The 16950-nt window shown below is 65.8% G+C and carries 13 protein-coding genes; 5 read left to right on the top strand and 8 right to left on the bottom strand.

Annotation, left to right across the window (positions count from 1 at the left end; all coding sequences use genetic code 11):
• Positions 1 to 119: 119 nt before the first annotated feature.
• The 4 genes from ACNQPB_RS15315 to ACNQPB_RS15330 all read right to left on the bottom strand — a co-directional run bounded on the left by ACNQPB_RS15315 (position 120) and on the right by ACNQPB_RS15330 (position 6011).
• Positions 120 to 1721, bottom strand: coding sequence for an APC family permease (locus tag ACNQPB_RS15315; RefSeq protein WP_498753118.1), 1602 nt, complete (start codon positions 1719 to 1721; stop codon positions 120 to 122).
• Between the two features lie 149 nt (positions 1722 to 1870).
• The gene (locus tag ACNQPB_RS15320) at positions 1871 to 3412 is read right to left on the bottom strand and encodes an aldehyde dehydrogenase family protein (protein ID WP_498753120.1); all 1542 of its coding nucleotides are present in this window, start codon (positions 3410 to 3412) and stop codon (positions 1871 to 1873) included.
• 4 nt (positions 3413 to 3416) lie between these two features.
• Positions 3417 to 5123, bottom strand: a complete 1707-nt coding sequence (gene betA, locus ACNQPB_RS15325) for a choline dehydrogenase (RefSeq protein ID WP_498753122.1) — start codon at positions 5121 to 5123, stop codon at positions 3417 to 3419.
• A 303-nt stretch (positions 5124 to 5426) separates the two neighbouring features.
• The gene (locus tag ACNQPB_RS15330) at positions 5427 to 6011 is read right to left on the bottom strand and encodes a TetR/AcrR family transcriptional regulator (protein WP_498753124.1); all 585 of its coding nucleotides are present in this window, start codon (positions 6009 to 6011) and stop codon (positions 5427 to 5429) included.
• Between the two features lie 529 nt (positions 6012 to 6540).
• Here ACNQPB_RS15330 and ACNQPB_RS15335 point away from each other — a divergent pair.
• From ACNQPB_RS15335 to ACNQPB_RS15345, 3 genes are read left to right on the top strand one after another with little or no spacing between them, the layout of a single operon-like run.
• On the top strand, positions 6541 to 7575 hold the full coding sequence (locus tag ACNQPB_RS15335) for a quaternary amine ABC transporter ATP-binding protein (RefSeq protein ID WP_498753126.1): 1035 nt from the start codon (positions 6541 to 6543) through the stop codon (positions 7573 to 7575).
• A complete protein-coding gene (locus tag ACNQPB_RS15340; protein WP_498753128.1) occupies positions 7572 to 9644 on the top strand; it encodes an ABC transporter permease in 2073 nt (690 codons plus the stop codon). Before ACNQPB_RS15335 ends, ACNQPB_RS15340 begins: the two co-directional genes overlap by 4 nt.
• Positions 9645 to 9646: 2 nt before the next feature.
• Entirely contained in the window at positions 9647 to 10618 is a 972-nt protein-coding gene (locus ACNQPB_RS15345) for an ABC transporter substrate-binding protein (protein WP_498753130.1), read from the top strand.
• Positions 10619 to 10763: 145 nt separating this feature from the next.
• On the opposite strand, the gene ACNQPB_RS15350 is transcribed toward ACNQPB_RS15345, so the two are convergent.
• Entirely contained in the window at positions 10764 to 11894 is a 1131-nt protein-coding gene (locus ACNQPB_RS15350) for an LOG family protein (RefSeq protein ID WP_498753131.1), read from the bottom strand.
• A gap of 57 nt (positions 11895 to 11951) precedes the next feature.
• On the opposite strand from ACNQPB_RS15350, the gene ACNQPB_RS15355 reads away from it, so the two are divergent.
• Entirely contained in the window at positions 11952 to 12779 is an 828-nt protein-coding gene (locus tag ACNQPB_RS15355; RefSeq protein ID WP_498753133.1) for a gamma-glutamyl-gamma-aminobutyrate hydrolase family protein, read from the top strand.
• Positions 12780 to 12830: 51 nt separating this feature from the next.
• On the opposite strand, the gene ACNQPB_RS15360 is transcribed toward ACNQPB_RS15355, so the two are convergent.
• The 3 genes from ACNQPB_RS15360 to ACNQPB_RS15370 form a co-directional block, all read right to left on the bottom strand.
• On the bottom strand, positions 12831 to 13133 hold the full coding sequence (locus ACNQPB_RS15360) for a putative endonuclease domain-containing protein (protein ID WP_498753135.1): 303 nt from the start codon (positions 13131 to 13133) through the stop codon (positions 12831 to 12833).
• 763 nt (positions 13134 to 13896) lie between these two features.
• Positions 13897 to 14664, bottom strand: a complete 768-nt coding sequence (locus ACNQPB_RS15365) for a TIM barrel protein (RefSeq protein ID WP_498753137.1) — start codon at positions 14662 to 14664, stop codon at positions 13897 to 13899.
• Entirely contained in the window at positions 14661 to 15749 is a 1089-nt protein-coding gene (locus ACNQPB_RS15370) for a Gfo/Idh/MocA family oxidoreductase (protein WP_498753139.1), read from the bottom strand. The genes ACNQPB_RS15365 and ACNQPB_RS15370 overlap by 4 nt, the downstream gene beginning before the upstream one ends.
• A gap of 156 nt (positions 15750 to 15905) precedes the next feature.
• Between ACNQPB_RS15370 and ACNQPB_RS15375 the strand changes: the two genes are divergently transcribed.
• Positions 15906 to 16895, top strand: coding sequence for a LacI family DNA-binding transcriptional regulator (locus ACNQPB_RS15375; RefSeq protein ID WP_498753141.1), 990 nt, complete (start codon positions 15906 to 15908; stop codon positions 16893 to 16895).
• The last annotated feature ends 55 nt before the right edge of the window (positions 16896 to 16950 follow it).

Below are 16950 nucleotides of genomic sequence, written 5' to 3' on the forward strand. Positions count from 1 at the left end.
CGCACTCGGCTACCCGAAAGAGTAGGCGGGATGCCCGAAAGAGTGGCTCCGCTGAGTGTTAGCCAATTGCGTATTACACAACACGATGCACATAGTGCGTACTTGAAATATGGCAGGCGTCACACCCGGGTGTCAATCCCGGCCCTCTCCGCGACAACGGCATTCCGCGGAGTTCCGGACACCGGCTGCGCAGCGCCCGCCGCGTGTTCGGCGAGGACACCGGTCTGGTGCCGGATCTTCAGGCGGTAGAGCAGCACTCCGGCGACTGCCACGGCGCCGACGAAGAAGACGCCGCCCCACTGCAGGTACCACTCGAACGGCGGGACAGAGTTGTAGATCTCCTGGCGTGGCCAGATGAGGTTCAGGGTCATGGCCGCTCCCCACAGCACGGCCAGCAGGTTCACCACGAAGCCCCACTTGCCGAGGCTGAAGCCCACCTCGCCACCTTCGTCGGGTAGCGGCCACTTCTTCAGGAAGCGACGGCGCAGCATCGGTACGGTGACCAGCAGGTAGGAGAGGTAGATCAGCACAATGCTGATGCTCGAAAGGATCGTGAAGATGGCCGGCTGGGCCACGTTGACGATCAGCGGGATGATGGCCAGGACGCCGATCACGATGGCGGCAACAGCGGGGGTCTTGCGGACCGGGTCCACCTTGCTGAGCTGGCGGCTGAACGGAAGGTTGTTATCCCGGGCCATGGCGAACATCATGCGGATGGCGGCGGCGTGCACGGCCAGGGTGCAGACCACCACGGCCACGACGATGCAGGCCAGGAAGGCCTTTCCGAACGGACCGCCCAGCACAGACAGGACGATGTACTGCAGGCCGCCGTCGGCCTCGCCGATCTTGGGATCCTTGAGGTTGGGGGCCGCGAGGATGCCGCCGAAGAGCAGCAGGCCGCCGAGCAGGAAGGACGCCGTGACGGCCCGGATGATGGCCTTGGGAGCGGTCTTCTTGGGATCCTTGGTTTCCTCGCCGAGGGAGGACGCCGTGTCGAAGCCGTACATGACGTAGCCCGAAGCCATGGCGGCGATCAGGAACACGCCGAAGAAGCCCATGGGGTGGTCGTGACCGAAACCGGAAGTGTCGAAGAGGACCCCCGGACCGTTGACCACATGCCAGAACAGGGCCACGACGAGCAGCGCCGCGGCGATCAGCTCCACGAAAACGCCGATGCTGTTGATCTTGGTCATCAGCTTCACGCCGAAGGCGTTGATGAGGGTTGAGATGACGATCATGATGGTGGCCAGCAGAACGCCGTTGACGGCGAAGTCATACGGGCCGGTCCCGTCGCCGATGATCTGGAATCCGCTCCAGAGCTGCGGCAGGGTGATCTGCAGGGCCAGGGCTACCGAGCCCAGCGCCACGATGGATGAGATGAGCAGGAGCCAGCCCGAAAGCCAGGCCCAGGTGCCCGTGCTGAGCCGTTTGGCCCAGTTGTAGACGGAACCGGCCACGGGGTAGCGCCCGGCCAGTTCCGCGAAGCAGAGCGCCACCATCAACTGGCCGACGAAGACGATGGGCCAGGACCAGGCGTAGGCCGGCCCGGCAGTTGAGAATCCGAAGTAGAACAGTTGGAAAACGCCGGTGAGGATGGAGATGTAGCTGACTCCGGCGGCAAAACTTGCAAACTTTCCGATACTGCGGTCGAGGGTCTGGGCGTAGCCAAACTCGTCCATTCCGCTGCTGTCAGCGGCCTTGCTTGTGTCAGTGCTGCGCATTTCTGACATCTGAGCTCCTAAATCTTTAGCACGATGGTGACCGCCTTGCCCCGCGGAAGAACGTCCACAGAAAGGGCCGGCGGGACCGCGCCGGCCGTGCCTCGTTGCACGGCCGGGCGGTATTCCCCTTGTGTGTTGCCGTGCCCGTCCTAGCCTTCGGTGGACGGGTCTGCGACGGGCTGGCCAAACCAACCGCTGGGAGCAGGTTGGATGTTCTGCCAGATGTGCTTGGCCTCGCGGTACTCGTTGAGGCCGGCACTGCCAAGTTCACGGCCAATGCCGGACTTGCCGAACCCGCCCCATTCCGCCTGGGGGACGTACGGGTGGTAGTCATTGATCCACACCGTTCCATGCCGGAGAGCCGCCGCTACGCGCTGCGCTTTCGACGCGTCCGAAGTCCACACCGCCCCTGCCAGGCCGTATTCCGTGTCGTTGGCTATGGCAACGGCCTCGGCTTCGCTCCGGAAGGTCTCGACGGTCAACACCGGACCGAACGACTCCTCCAGGAGCACGCTCATGCCGGAGCGGCAGTTACCGAGCACGGTGGGCGGGTAGAAGAAACCGTCCGCGAGCGGCCCGTCGTCGGGGATGTAGCCGCCGCACAAAAGCTCGGCGCCCTCCGCAATGCCGGCCTGGACGTAGGCATGGACCTGGTCGCGGTGCTTGGCGGAAATGAGCGGGCCCGTTTCCGCATCGGGATCAAAGGGCCCACCCAGCCGGATCTTTTTCGCCCGTTCCACCACCTCGGCGACGAAGCGCTCCGCGATGGTCTCCTCGACAACAAGCCGGGCCCCGGCCGAGCAGACCTGGCCGGAGTGCAGGAAGACGGCGGTCAGGGCGTTGTCGACGGCGGTCTCCCAGTCCGCGTCCGCGAAGACCACATTCGGGTTCTTTCCGCCGAGCTCGAACGCGACGCGCTTCACGGTCTCCGAGGCCGCCGCCATGATGGTTTGGCCAGTGGCCAGGCTTCCGGTCAGGGAGACGAGATCCACCCGCGGGTCCGAACTCAACGTGGGCCCCACCCTCGAACCCTTTCCGGTGACCAGGTTCGCAACACCGGCGGGAACCCCGGCTTCTGCCAGCGTTTCCATGAGCAGGATGGAGGTGGACGGCGTGAGCTCGCTGGGCTTGAGCACGAACGAGTTCCCCGCAACAAGCGCCGGCGCCACCTTCCAGGCCGCCTGAAGGAGTGGGTAGTTCCACGGCGCAATGAGGGCACAGACGCCGAGCGGTTCGTAGACCACGCGGCTGATGGCATTGGGCCGGCCCGTATCGATGACCCGGCCGGCGTCGAGGCCTGCGATCTTGCCGTAGTAGCGGAAACACGCGGCTATGTCATCAATGTCGTATTCCGCCTCGACCAGGCGCTTGCCTGTGTCCAGCGCCTCGGCCCGGGCATAAGCTGCTTTGTCCCGCTCGAGCAGCCCGGCGATGCGAAGCAGGACCTCGCCACGTTCGATGTCCGTCAGCCGGCGCCACGGGCCACCCTCGAACGCAGCCCGGGCACTGGCGATCGCCCGCTCCGCGTCCTCGACGGTGGACGAGGCGACAACAGCCACCTCGCGTCCGTCCGCCGGGCACCGCACAACCGTTGTTCCGCCGTCGGATGCCTGGTGCCAGCCGCCGTCGATGTAGATGCCGCGCACCGTCTTGACTGCGCTGGCCTCTGTTTGGATGTCGATCACTGTCATCTCCTTAGCCCGCCACTGCCTGGCCGTTGGCGGACTTGTCCCGCTGCAGGGGCGAAACCCCGTGCCGGTAGAACTCGGTGTGCTGTGCCGCAAGCGGCGTCTTGCCGAGGATAAGGTCGGAGGCACGTTCGGCCAACATCATCACCGGGGCGTAGATGTTTCCGTTGGTGACGTAAGGCATGGCGGAGGCGTCCACCACGCGCAGGCCCTTGGTGCCGTGGACGGACATGTCCAGCGGGTTGACCACGGCCATGGGATCGGACGCCGGCCCCATCTTCGCGGTGCAGGAGGGGTGCAGCGCCGTTTCGGCATCGGCTGCGACCCAGTCCAGGATTTCCTTGTCGGTCTGCACGCCGCGGCCGGGAGAGATCTCGCCGCCGTTGAAGGGCGCCATGGCGGACTGGCCCAGGATGTCCCGGGAGATGCGCACGGCTTCGACCCACTCGCGGCGGTCCTGGTCCGTGGAGAGGTAGTTGAACACCATGGACGGGTGGACCGTGGGGTCCGTGGACTTGATCTTCAGGCTGCCGCGGGCGTCCGAGTACATGGGGCCGATGTGTACCTGGTAGCCGTGCTTCGCGTCCGCCTTCTGGCCGTCGTAGCGGACAGCAACCGGCAGGAAGTGGAACATCAGGTTGGGGTACGCCACGTCCTCGTTGGAGCGGACGAAACCGCCGCCTTCGAAGTGGTTGGTGGCGGCCGGACCCTTGCGGGCGAAGAGCCACTGCATGCCGATCCACGGCATGCGCCAAACGTCCAGCGCGGGCTGCATGGAAACCGGCTGGGTGCAGGCGTGCTGGATGTAGACCTCGAGGTGGTCCTGCAGGTTCTCACCGACGCCGGGGAGGTTGACTACCGGGTTGATGCCCAAGGACTTCAGGTGCTGGGCATCGCCCACACCGGAAAGCTGCAGCAGCTGCGGGGTGTTGATGGCGCCGCCGGAGAGGATCACTTCGCCTGCATTGACGGTGTGGAGCTTGCCGTTGCGGCGGTATGTGACGCCGGTGGCCACATTGCCCTTGAAGTTGACCTTCGTGGCGAGGGCGCGGGTGAGGACGGTGAGGTTGGGGCGGCCGGTGTTCGGGCGCAGGTAGGCACGGGAGGCCGAGAGCCGCTGGCCTTTGTGGACGTTGCGGTCGAAGGGCGCGAAGCCTTCCTGGCGGTAGCCATTGACGTCGTCCGTCAGCGGGAAGCCGGCCTGCTGGGCGGCCTGGAAGAAGGACTGGAACAGCGGGTTGGTGGCCGGGCCGCGTTCGAGGACCAAGGGGCCGGAGTGGCCGCGGAACTCGTCGTCGGGATCTGCGGCGAGGGTGTTCTCCATGCGGCGGAAGTACGGGAGGCAGTTGGCGAAGTTCCAGCTCTCCATGCCAGGATCGGCGCCCCAGCGTTCGTAGTCCATGGGGTTGCCACGCTGGAAGATCATGCCGTTGATGGAGCTGGAACCGCCCAGGACCTTGCCGCGGGCGTGGGCAACGCGGCGCCCGCCCATGTGCGGTTCCGGGTCAGATTCGTAGCGCCAGTCGTAGAGCGGGTTGCCGCTGGGGAATGTCAGGGCTGCCGGCATCTGGATGAACAGATCCCACGGGTAGTCGCTGCGGCCCGCTTCAAGCACGAGGACGCTGTGTGTGCCACCCTCGCTCAAACGGTTGGCCAGCACGGAGCCGGCGCTTCCCCCACCCACGATGACGTAGTCGTAGCTAGTCTCAGTCATTCTGCAAGTCTCCTTGTACCTCGGGCGGATGCGGCCTGGTGCCAATACCGAGGACCATGGCGCGACATGTGTGCCGCTGGCCAAGGCCGGCCTAATCTCCGCGGGTCCCCGCCAGTGTGGCGTGGGTCATACCTTCGAGGTTAGCCGAGCTTGAACATACGTTCAAGAGTTCGGCTGGACATTTGTTCAAAATGGAGCGCACTCTCATCTTGAGACGCTTTGACATGCGCCGCCTGCCGATTTCGGCATGGTACGGCGGGACGGTCACAATCCATCGGCAGCACGGTAGCCGTGGTGCTTCCGCTAGTCGGCGAAGGCGATCTCTTCGGTGCGGGCAATGCTCCGCTGGATGGATCCCTTTTCGATGCCCAGCAGGGATGTCAGCCACATCCCGTTCTGCACGACGACAATGTCAGCTGCCCGGTCCTTGCACTCTTCGCGGGAAAGTCCTGGCTTGGCATTGCCTATCAACGTTGCGAGCCCATCCAGGTACTGGTCGAATGCCTCCGCGTTAATCAGGGCAAAGTCTTCATGGGCCTGCGCGAGCGCCCAAAGATGAAGGCGGAGGGACAAATATTCCGTAGTCAGGATTTCCGGCCCTGCGACCCTCCTCAGAGCATCCTTGAGCTGCTCGTCCGGACGCGCCTCCGGGTCGGGGTCGACCAATCGCATGTCACTTTCGCCGATTCGGTTCAAGACCGCCCGGATCAGACTCGGCTTGTCCGCGTAGTAATAGTTGACGAGCCCGAGCGCGACGCCGGCTTCGCGGGCCACCGCCCGCATGTTGACCCCTGAGATGCCGTGACGCGCCAGCAGCTCCATCACCGCATCCAAGATGCGGGACTGCCTGTCAACCTGCACTCCGGAGTTCACTGTCCTTGTATCCACCCCGCCAGACTATGGCGAAAGTGAAGACGCTGCATCCTGCCCCGGCGCCGGGCGACACAGCCGTCGGCGGCAAGCTGTCCACGTGGGCGGCGCCGGCGATTCTCCTGTGAGGAGACCGGTAGGCGCCAGCTCCCCAGGAATTGCGTATTACACAACGCGGTTCACATAGCGCGCAAAAAATCCCATCCGTCCCAAGCGGGGGTCCAGAGAAAACGCAAACATTTCGTCCGGACGGTACATATACGATTTCCCCTACTCCCTACTGCCAAGCGGGCCCATAAGCCCCCACCGCGGGTACACAATGAGCGCGCCACCACGCGCATCGCGCGAAGCAAAACCGCAAGCCAGGCGCAAGTCATGAAGGGGCGCCGGAGAACAAAATGCTTGACAAGACCTTGTGAGCTCCGTCACTCTGTTGCGTATAACGGTGCAAGTTGCACATTAAACAACCACCGTAATTCGAACTTTTCCCCATGCTTTCCCCACGTGATGCCTCCCCAACGAGCAGAACCCCAGCAGGAGTACAGGAATGAACAGTTCCGACATATCAGTACGCAACCTTTGGAAAGTCTTCGGACCAGGCGGCGCGAAGATCCCCACTAACCCGGAACTGGCATCTTTGTCTTCCTCCGAGCTCCTGGCACGCACCGGGTGCGTGACGGCCGTCCGGGATATGAATTTTGACGTCGCCAAGGGCGAAGTCTTCGTCATCATGGGCCTCTCCGGGTCCGGAAAGTCCACTTTGATCCGTTGCCTGACCCGGCTGATCGAGCCCACCTCGGGCCGGGTAACGGTCGGCAACAAGAACATCCTGGAAGCCAACTCTGCCGAGCTGCGCGAGTTGCGCAGGCAGAAAATGTCCATGGTGTTCCAGCACTTCGGCCTCCTGCCGCACCGCACCGTGCTGGACAACGTCGCATACGGGCTGCAGATCCGTGGCGCCTCAAAGAGCGAACGCTACGCCCGCTCCAGGGAAGTCATCGAACTGGTAGGCCTCAAAGGCTACGAACAGCACTTCCCCGAACAACTCTCCGGCGGCATGCAGCAGCGCGTAGGACTCGGCCGTGCGTTGGCCGGCGATCCGGACACCATCCTCTTCGACGAGCCGTTCTCCGCGCTGGATCCGCTGATCCGCCGCGACATGCAGGCCGAAGTCATCCGCCTGCACAAGGACATGGGAAAAACCATGGTCTTCGTCACCCACGACCTTTCCGAAGCCCTCAAACTGGGCGACCGGATCCTGATCATGCGGCACGGAGAAGCGGTCCAGTGCGGTACCGGTGATGAGCTTGTCGGCTCGCCGGCCAACGACTACATCGCCGACTTCGTCTCCGAGGTCCCCCGTTCGGACGTCCTCACCCTGAAATGGATCGCCGAACCGGTGGCCCCGGGAACACCAAGCGACGCACCGGTGCTCGGCTCGTCAACCATCATCCGTGACGCCATCCATACGGTCATGCACTCAACCAGCCCCGTCCTCGTAGAGGAAGCGGGCATCATCACCGGCCAGATCGATCGCGACAGCATCCTTTCCGTGCTTCGCGGAGTGAGAGCAGCAGCATGAGCACAACCGTGATCGAAGCGGAAGAAACGGTGCGCACCGAAATTTCCCCAAGTCCGGAATCCCAGCGCCGGCGGCCCAGCCGCCGGGTTGTGCTTCTTGGCAGCGCGGCGTTGATCTGGCTTCTGGGATTCCTCTTCCTCCACGGAACCGCCACCTTGGCGCTTCCCACCTCGGAATTGACCGATCTGCACCGCACACTGAACCACTTCAACTCCTGGGTGGCATCGAACCGCAGCGACAACCCGGTTTTCCTTTACCTGCTGTCCCCGCTCCGCACCGGCGTCGACGCCGTTGCCAACGCCTTCATGGCCATCTTCGCGGCCAGCCCCGCCGGCCTGAGGCTGCCCGAAATCGGCTGGCTGGGAACGGTCGCCCTGCTTGGCTGGATTGCTTGGGCCGTCGGCAATGCGAGGGTAGCCCTGCTGACCGTTGCTGTGTTCACCTTCTTCGGCTTGCAGGGACTCTTCGTCGAGGCCGCCTACACCTTTGCCCTCGTCCTTACGGCGGTGTTGCTCTCACTGTGCGTGGGCATTCCGCTGGGCCTCTTGGCAGGAATCAGCAGCCGCTTCGAGAAGGCCGTCACTCCAGTGCTGGACTTCATGCAGATCCTGCCGTCCTTCGTCTACCTCGCGCCGCTGGCCTTGGTCTTCCTTATCGGCCCCGCCTCTGCGGTCATCGCCACCGTGATTTATGCAGCGCCGCCGATCATCCGATTGACTGCCCACGGCATCCGGGGCATCCCGGAGAACACCCGGGAGGCTTCCGATTCCCTGGGAACCACTGCACTGCAGCGCTTGTTCACGCTCCAGATCCCCATGGCCCGGCGAACGATCGTCATGGGCATCAACCAAGGCACCATGGCCGCGCTGTCCATGGTTACCATTGCCGCGCTGATCGCCGCCCCCGGCCTCGGCCAGGTGGTGGTGCGCGCCCTGCAGTCGCTCGACGTCGGCACGGCAGTGAACGCAGGCCTGTCCATTGTGCTGATGGCGATCACCCTGGACCGCGTGACCACGGCGGCAAGCGAACGCGCAAAACCCAAAACCCAACGACCCCAAAGCAAACTCCCGCGCCGCCTCCGCACCATCCTGCTGGTAGCCGGCTTCGCCGTCGTTGTGGTCCTCGTCCAGCTTTCCAGGACCGTTCTCTGGGCGGCCCAATTCCCCAAGGACGTCAACTTCGGGCCGGCAATCGTCAGCGGGGTCGCCGGGGCCAGCGGATGGATTCAGACGCATTTTTCCCTCCTGACCGAGACGTTCCGCGAAGGCATGACCGTTTCGTTGCTCAACCCCTTCCAGACCTTCCTGACGGATACACCGTTCTTCATCCTGTTCGCCGTCCTGGCCCTCGCCGCCTACGCCTTCGGGGGTTGGAAGCTGACCGCCCTGGTGCTCGCCTGCCTCACCGCAATCGCGTACCTGGGCCTGTGGGGCGATGCGATGGTGACCCTCGCGAGCACGCTGGTGGCGACCCTGATCGTCATGCTGCTGGGAGTTGTGTTCGGCGTAGCGATGGGCCGCTCCAAGCGGCTGGACAATTTCCTGCGGCCGATCCTCGACGCCGGGCAAACCTTGCCCTCCTTTGTCTACCTCGTTCCCTTCCTCGGCCTTTTCGGCGCAACCCGCTTCACCGCAATCGTGGCAGGCGTGATCTATGCCGCGCCGGCCGCGATCAAGATCATGGCCGACGGCATCACAGGGGTCTCCCCTACCGTGGTTGAGGCAGCGGTGTCCAGCGGTTCAACCCCGTGGCAGGTCATCACGAAAGTCCAGCTCCCCATGGCCAGGAAGTCCCTGGGACTGGCTGCCAACCAAGGACTCATCTACGTCCTGGCGATGGTTGTTGTGGGAGCGCTGGTCGGCGCCGGCGGCCTCGGATACGACGTCGTCGGAGGCTTCGTCCAGAGTTCGCTCTTCGGCAAGGGCCTGGCCGCCGGCCTGGCCATCGTCTTCCTGGGCATCCTGCTTGACCGCATCACCCAGGCAGCCGCATTCTCGGCGCCGGCAAGATCACCTCACACCGCAAAACCCACCCCCAACAACTCCGTTCCCAACACCAAGGAGGCTTGACCATGAGAAAAACCAGCGTCATAAAACGGGTTGTCCCAGCCCTGGCCGGAGCTGCCGCAACTGCCCTGCTTCTTGCCGGCTGTGGAGGCTCATCCCTCAACCAGGCAGCGGCAGGCGACAGCTCCAAAGCGAGCTGCGGCACCGTCAATGTAGCCCTCAACGCCTGGGTCGGCTACACGGCGAACGCTGCTGTGTACAGCTACGTAGCCAAGGACAAGCTGGGCTGCACGGTGGTGCAGAAGGACCTTAACGAGCAGATCGCCTGGCAAGGCTTCGGCTCGGGTGAAGTCGACGTCATCATCGAAAACTGGGGCCATGCAGACCTGGCCAAGCAATACATCACCGATCAGGCCGTGGCCGTCGATGCCGGACCGACCGGGAACAAAGGCCGGATCGGCTGGTACGTTCCGCCATGGCTCGCAAAGGCCCACCCGGACATCCTGGACAGCAAGAACCTGAACAAGTACGCCTCCCTCCTGAAGACCTCCGAGTCCGGCGACAAGGGCCAGGTCCTGGACGGCGATCCGGCGTTCGTGACCAATGACGAGGCCCTCGTCAAGAACCTCAACCTGGACTACAAGGTGGTCTATTCGGGCTCGGAAGCGTCCCTGATCCAGTCATTCCGCGCCGCCGAGAAGAACAAGACCCCGCTGCTTGGCTACTTCTACGAGCCCCAGTGGTTCCTTGCCGAAGTTCCCCTGGCCAAGGTCAATCTTCCTGCGTGGACCAAGGGTTGCGACGCCGATCCCGAAAAGATCGCCTGCGACTACCCGGACTACACCTTGAACAAGATCATCTCCAAGAAGTTCGCTGACAGCGGCTCGCCGGCTGCGAAGCTGGCCAAGGCTTTCAGCTGGACCAACGCGGACCAGGACTCCGTGGCGACGGACATCCAGAAGGGCATGAAGCCGGAGGCTGCCGCCAAGAAGTGGGTGGACGCGCACCCCGAGCAGGTTGCTGCCTGGCTTAAGTAGCCCCTCTCAGTAAGACAGCGCCGTAACGCAACGCCGGGCACCACAAGGTGCCCGGCGTTGTGTGTTTTCAATGCAGGATGTTCAGCGCCCCGAGCCTACCGGTCCCCCATCGCCGTGAGGGGGCATGTCCGTTGGGAACGGCGGCCTATGCCAGGACCGCGAGGGCTTCCTCCACGGTGTCCACCAGGTGGATGCGGCCGGCCATCGGCTTTCCGGCGGCGAGCGCCTGCAGCATGGGCCACGCCGGATACGTTTCCTGCCAGTGTCCATGCCCCACCAGCACCATGGGCGTAATGGTTTCCGGCGCCCCGTAGTAGTTTTCGCAGGCGTCCTGGAAGATTTCCTGCACCGTGCCGGCCGAGCCGGGCAGGAACACGATCCCGCCCGTGCACAGTTCCAGCAGGATCGCCTCCCGCACCGAGTTCGCGAAGTACTTGGCGATGTGGGTGGCGAACAGGTTGGGCGGCTCGTGCCCGTAGAACCAGGTGGGAATGCCAAGTGTCGCGGTCCCTCCCGGGTATTGCCCGACGACGGCGGCCGCCGTCCGCGCCCAGTCCGTCACCGAGGGCCGGAAGCCCGGCGCGGCGGCGAGGGTTCCGAGCGCGGCGGTGAAGTCGCCGTCGGGCAGTCCGCTGAGGTAGGCGCCGCAGTTCGCGGCCTCCATCGCACCTGGCCCGCCGCCGGTGGCGACCGTGAAGCCGGAGCGGGCGAGGAGCCTTCCGAGCCGGGCGGCGTCCGCGTATTCCGCCGTGTCGCGCCGGGCCGCATGGCCACCCATCACGCCCACCAACCGGGTGCCCGCGAAGTCCCCGTTAGCCAGTGCTTCCTCCAAGGCGTCCCCGATGGCGTGGTCGTGCAGGGCGGCAGCGAGCGTGGCGTCCAGGCTGCTGCGCTGGCCGGGCAGGATGCTCCACTGGTAGATCCGGGCGTCCGGGGTCGCCTCGTATTCGTGCCCGGCGATGTCCTCGTAGAGCTCGGCGGCCGTGTACAGGCTGCCGCGGTACGGATTGAAGGGGATGCCGCGCAGTTTCGGGAATATCAGGGCGCCGCGGCTGCGCAAGCTGTCCTCCACGCCGTCGTCGAAGGTGCAACCGAGGAAAATGGCGCCCTGCGCGTCGAGGGCCGTGAGCTCACGGCTGCGACCGCGCAGGTCCAACGACTGGGCGTGCCAGCCGTGCATCGTCCCGGCACCCGCGCTCACCAAGCTGTCGAAGTGAGCCACGCTTTCGACGTCGAGGGTGCGCGGGCTGGGATTGAGGCGGCCCGAGGGTGTCATCCGATCAGCTTAGGCATGGGGTGCCTTTTCCGGGGAGGACCGTAGCAGAATGGGGCCATGCAGCCTTCAAACGCTTCTCCGCGCATCGGCATCCCTGTCCGGCTCAGCAGTTCCGAGGGCGCCGATCCGCGCGTCGGCAAGGCGAACAGCCTCTTCGGACTCATCGTGGAGCTGCTCCACCGGGCCGGAGCCGAGATCGTGTCGCTGGATTCCGCCGGGGATTCCGCGGCGGAAGTCCGCGAACTCGACGGTGTCCTGCTGCCCGGCGGCGGGGACCTGGACCCCGGCCTCTATGGTGAGGAGCCCGGCCCGGCACTTTACGACGTCAACCCCGCCCAGGACGAGCTGGACATCGCGGTTGCCAAGGCAGGGATCGCGGCCGGCCTGCCGGTGCTGGGCGTCTGCCGGGGCCACCAGCTCCTGAACGTGCTCTACGGCGGCACGCTCATCCAGGACATGCACCCGTCCGACGTCGCTCACCGGATCGCGGCGGGCACCGGGCCGGCGGCAGAGGTCGAGCGCACCTGGGCTGAAGATTCCTGGGCATGGCACGACGTCGAACTGACCGCAGGTTCCCGGCTCGCCGGCCTGTACGCGGCGGCGGAGGATGGAGGCGACGCAGCGGCAGGCGGCGCTGCGGGACGCCCGGCCACCACGGTGCGGATCGCTTCGGGCCACCACCAGGCCGTCGCCCGGGTGGGCGCCGGCCTGCTGGTCACGGCAGTGGCCGACGACGGCACCATCGAGGGCCTGGAGGATCCCCTGCGCTGGGTGGTGTCCATGCAGTGGCATCCGGAGGCCGAGAAGTTGCCGGACGGGCAGCGGCTGGCGCCGTTCCGGGCCTTCGTGGAGGTGTGCCGCTCGGGAACCCACCGGGACCGTTGAGTGCTCAGTTGTGGCGACTTTTCCACGGAAAAACCCGCCACAACTGAGCATTCAACGGTCACCCGCACGCTGCAAGGCCTCCCGGACTTTCGCCACGACAGCCGGCCGCATTCCCCTAAGGTCCTTGGCGCCGATGCGTACCTCGGTCCAGCCGAGCTTCGCGGTCCGCGCTCCCCGGTCAATGTCCTTCTGGTACTGCAGCTCTTCGCCATGGACTCCGCCGTCGTATTGAAGGCTGATCCTGGAGGACCGATAGGCTGCATCGGGCCAGAGAACCGGATACCCGCCGTCGTCGAACAGAACCACGTTGAGTTCCGGTTCCGGCAGGCCATGTTCGAGCAAAAGCAGCCGCATCTTTGTCTCCTGCGGTGAGTCCGCGCCAGGACGCATGAGCTCCAACGCGGAAAGCGCCTGAAGCTTCCCCTTCTTCTTTGGGTGATTCATGGTGACTCGGCGCAGCTCTTCCAAGGTACATATCGGTTCGCAAGGGAACGGATGGTCCGGACCGTGGCAGTTGACAAGGTAGTCCCCAGCCGCCACGAGGTCATGCAGGGGAAGGTGGTGGGCCAGGTCCAGCCAGGTCCGCGCCGGTGAAGTGATCCGGACCCCGTTGAGCATCACCACCTCTCCCGGCAGCAAGAGAGTCCGGTGACCCACCGTGCCCTTCCGGCGTGGGTGCGTCCCGCCTCGTGTCCGGGAGAGATGGATGCGCTGATCAACCCACCCCGGCAAGGGGATACCGCGTGCGTTCGCGGCTGTGGTTTCGGAAACCACGGTGTGATCGTCCGAGGCCGTATATCCACGCAGGCTTTCCAGGAACCCGAGTACTTCGCCCTCCGGCGACCGGATTCCCCGGGAGGGAGCGGCAAGGTCCCTTGCCCTCAGTCTGCTGCGGCTGAGCCCGGCGGCCATACCTTCGGACGTGGTGAAAGAAGCGGTCCTGAACAGACCCGGCAATTCGGAAGGACTCATGGGCACATCAGAACAGCTGAGCCCACCGGGCTGTAGGGCGCGATCCAGCTATGTGGATAAACCCACGGTCCGGCCCCGTTGAGTGCTCAGTTGTGGCGACTTTTCCGCGGAAAAACCCGCCATAGCTGAGCACTCAACGGAGGTCCTACCGTCCGAAGGCAGCGCCGAATGCCCGCAGGGCCTCGTCCGAATCGCCGGCGGCCCACGCTTCCATGCCGACTGTTCCTTCGTAGCCGAGATCCACGAGGGCGCGGTGGACCGCAGCGTAGTTGATCTCGCCGGTGCCCGGCTCACAGCGGCCCGGGACGTCGGCCACCTGGATCTCGCCGATCCAGGGCCGGGCCTGGCGCACCAGTTCCACGAGGTTCCCCTCGCCGATCTGCGCGTGGTACAGGTCCAGCATCAGCTTGACGTGCGGGTGGTCCACCGCCTTGACGAGGGCGAGGGTGTCCTTGGCCCTGGCGAGCGGGATGCCCGGGTGGTCCAGGATGGTGTTCAGGTTCTCGACGGCGAAGGTCAGGCCATGCTTCTCGCCCAGCGCGCCGAGCTTCTCCAGGGTCTTGGCGGCCGTTCCCCACATGTCACCGGTGGAGCGCCAATGCGGACGGGCCGCCCGCCCGTCGACCAGTTCGGCGGGATGCACCACCAGGCGCTCGACGCCGAGGTCCAGGGCGGTGGGGATCAGCCCTCCGGCGGTGCGGACCACCTCGTCCGCGGTGTCGGCCTCCACGAGCGAGCCCGCGGCGTAGCCGGTCATCGAGGAGAAACGGGCACCGGTGGCCTTGAGCGCGGCGATGTCCTTGGGGCGTGAGTCCCAGAGTTCGACGTCGAAGCCGGCGTCGTGGATGCGCTCGACCCGCTCAACGAACGGCAGCTCCGTGTAGACCATCTCGGCGCAGACGGCGAGCCTCATGCGAGGACCTCGGCGCCCGGAACGACGGCCGTGGCACCGGACTTGACGGATTCGATGCAGGCGAGCGCGACGGCGAGCGCCCAGCGGGCATCGCTCAGGCCCGGGGTGAGCGGCACGCCATGGTCCGGAGCAGCCTCGCCGGCACGGCGGGCTCGCACGGTTTCGGCGAAGTCGACCAGTTCCTGGGCGTAGGCGTCGGCGAAGAGTTCGATGTTCAGGCGCGGGGTCCCGGCTGAGAGACCCTGAGCCGTGTACCGCAGGGCACCGGTGTCCGTGGCGCGGCCCGCCTGGACCATGCCGGCCGAACCAAAGACCTCGCCGCGGCAGTCGTACCCGTAGAGGGCGGAGAAGTTGGCTTCGGCCACGGCGATGGCGTTGTTGCTGTAGCGCACCGTGACGACCGCCGTGTCCAGGAAGCCCTGCTCCCTGAGGGACGGCTCCACGAGGGCATCAGCCGTGGCGTGCACGCTGACGGGCTCGGCTCCGGGGTTCATCCAGTTCAGGGCATCGAAGTCGTGGATCAGGGTCTCGAGGAAGATGGTCCACTGCGGGACCCGGGCAGCGTGCGGGAGGCTGCCGTTTCCGGGGTCACGGGTGAGCGAGCGCAGGAGCTGCGGGGTACCGACGACGCCGCCTTCGATGTCGCGCCGGGCGGCCAGGAAGTCGGCGGCGTAGCGGCGGTTGAAGCCGATCTGCCAGTGCACCCCGGCGGCGGCCACGGCCTCCTCGACCCGGGCAAGCTCTTCCAGGCTGACGGCGCCGGGCTTCTCGCAGAACACGTCCTTGCCTGCGTTGGCGGCGTCGATGGACAGCCGGGCGTGGAAGCGTGCGGGGCCGGCAATCACGACGGCGTCGATCTCCGGGTCGGCGAAAAGGTCGGCCGGTTCCGGGGTCACCTTGGCCACGCCGAGTTCGGCGGCCAGCGCGGTGGCGTTGTCGATGGCCGGATCCGCGATGGCGACCAGTTCGGCGCCGGGGATGCGCAGGGCGAGGCTGCGGGCGTGGTAAGCGCCCATCCAGCCGGCACCGATGAGTGCGACACGCACCGGTGCGGGCCGGGCGGAAGGAACGGGGACGTAGCTCATGGAGGGTCCTCTCGAGGAAAACTAGAACGATCTAGTCAAGACAATGCAGACAGTGTGGCACGCCTCGGAGCGTCCCGTCTAGATCGATCTAGTAGACTCTGGGGACAGCTCCCCCAACAGAGCCCAACCAAACGCAGCCCGGAACAAGGAGGACTGATGGCCAAGCGCCCCACCCTGGCCGATGTCGCAGCAGAGGCGGGAATCTCCCGCGCCTTGGCCTCGATCGTGCTGCGCGGTGCCCCGGGCGCCAGCAGTGCGACCCGCGAGCGCGTCCTGGCCATCGCGTCCACCCTGGGCTACCGCCCGGACGCCCGGGCCCGATTGCTGCGCAGTTCCCGCAGCGGCCTGCTCGGCGTCGTCTTCGCGCTCGACGGCGACTTCCACAGCGATCTGGTGGATGCCATCTATCCGGCGGCCGAGGACGCCGGATTCAGCGTTGCGCTGAGCGCCCGCGGGCCCCGCCGCACGGAGACTCAGGCACTCCAGACCCTCCTGGACCTGAATGTCGAAGCCCTGCTGGTCCTCGGCCCGGCCGAAGGCAGTGCGCAGCTGAACGGCCTGCCGGTGCCCGCAGTCCCCGTCCTGGATCCGTCGCCCGCGTCCGGGCTCCCCGCCGTCATGACCAATGAGGCCGAGGGGGTGCGCCTTGCCCTGGAGCACCTCTGGCAGCTGGGGCACCGGCGCATCGCCCACACAAGCGGAGGGAAGGCCAGCGGCGCGGAAGCACGCGAATCCGCGTACAGGGACTTCATGCTCTCCAGGGGACAGGAACCCTTGATCCTCCCGGGTGGGGACAACGAAGCGACGGGGATCAACGCTGCGCCGTCGCTTGGCGCGCTGCTCAGGGAGGGTGCGGGCGCAACCGCACTCCTGGCCTTCAATGACGCGCAGGCACTGGGGCTCCTGCACGGGCTGCGCACCCAAGGCATTGAAATACCGCGGGACCTCTCGGTGGTCGGCTACGACGATTCACACCTGGCGGCCCTGGCCTATGCCGACCTGACGAGCGTGCGCCAGGACCCCGACGCCCTGGCGGCGGCCGCCGTCAGGGTCGCCCTCGGCGCCCTTGACGGTCGCCACGAGCAGATTCTCGTGGCGCCTTCCCTGACGGCGCGTTCCAGCACGGCGGCACCGGCTCACGCCTGAACGGGCTCCCCGCGGCCTACCACCGCGGCCGGCACATCCGCGCCCATCCAGAACA

Source organism: Curtobacterium sp. LFS079, from assembly GCF_047977865.1.
GTDB lineage: Bacteria > Actinomycetota > Actinomycetes > Actinomycetales > Micrococcaceae > Arthrobacter.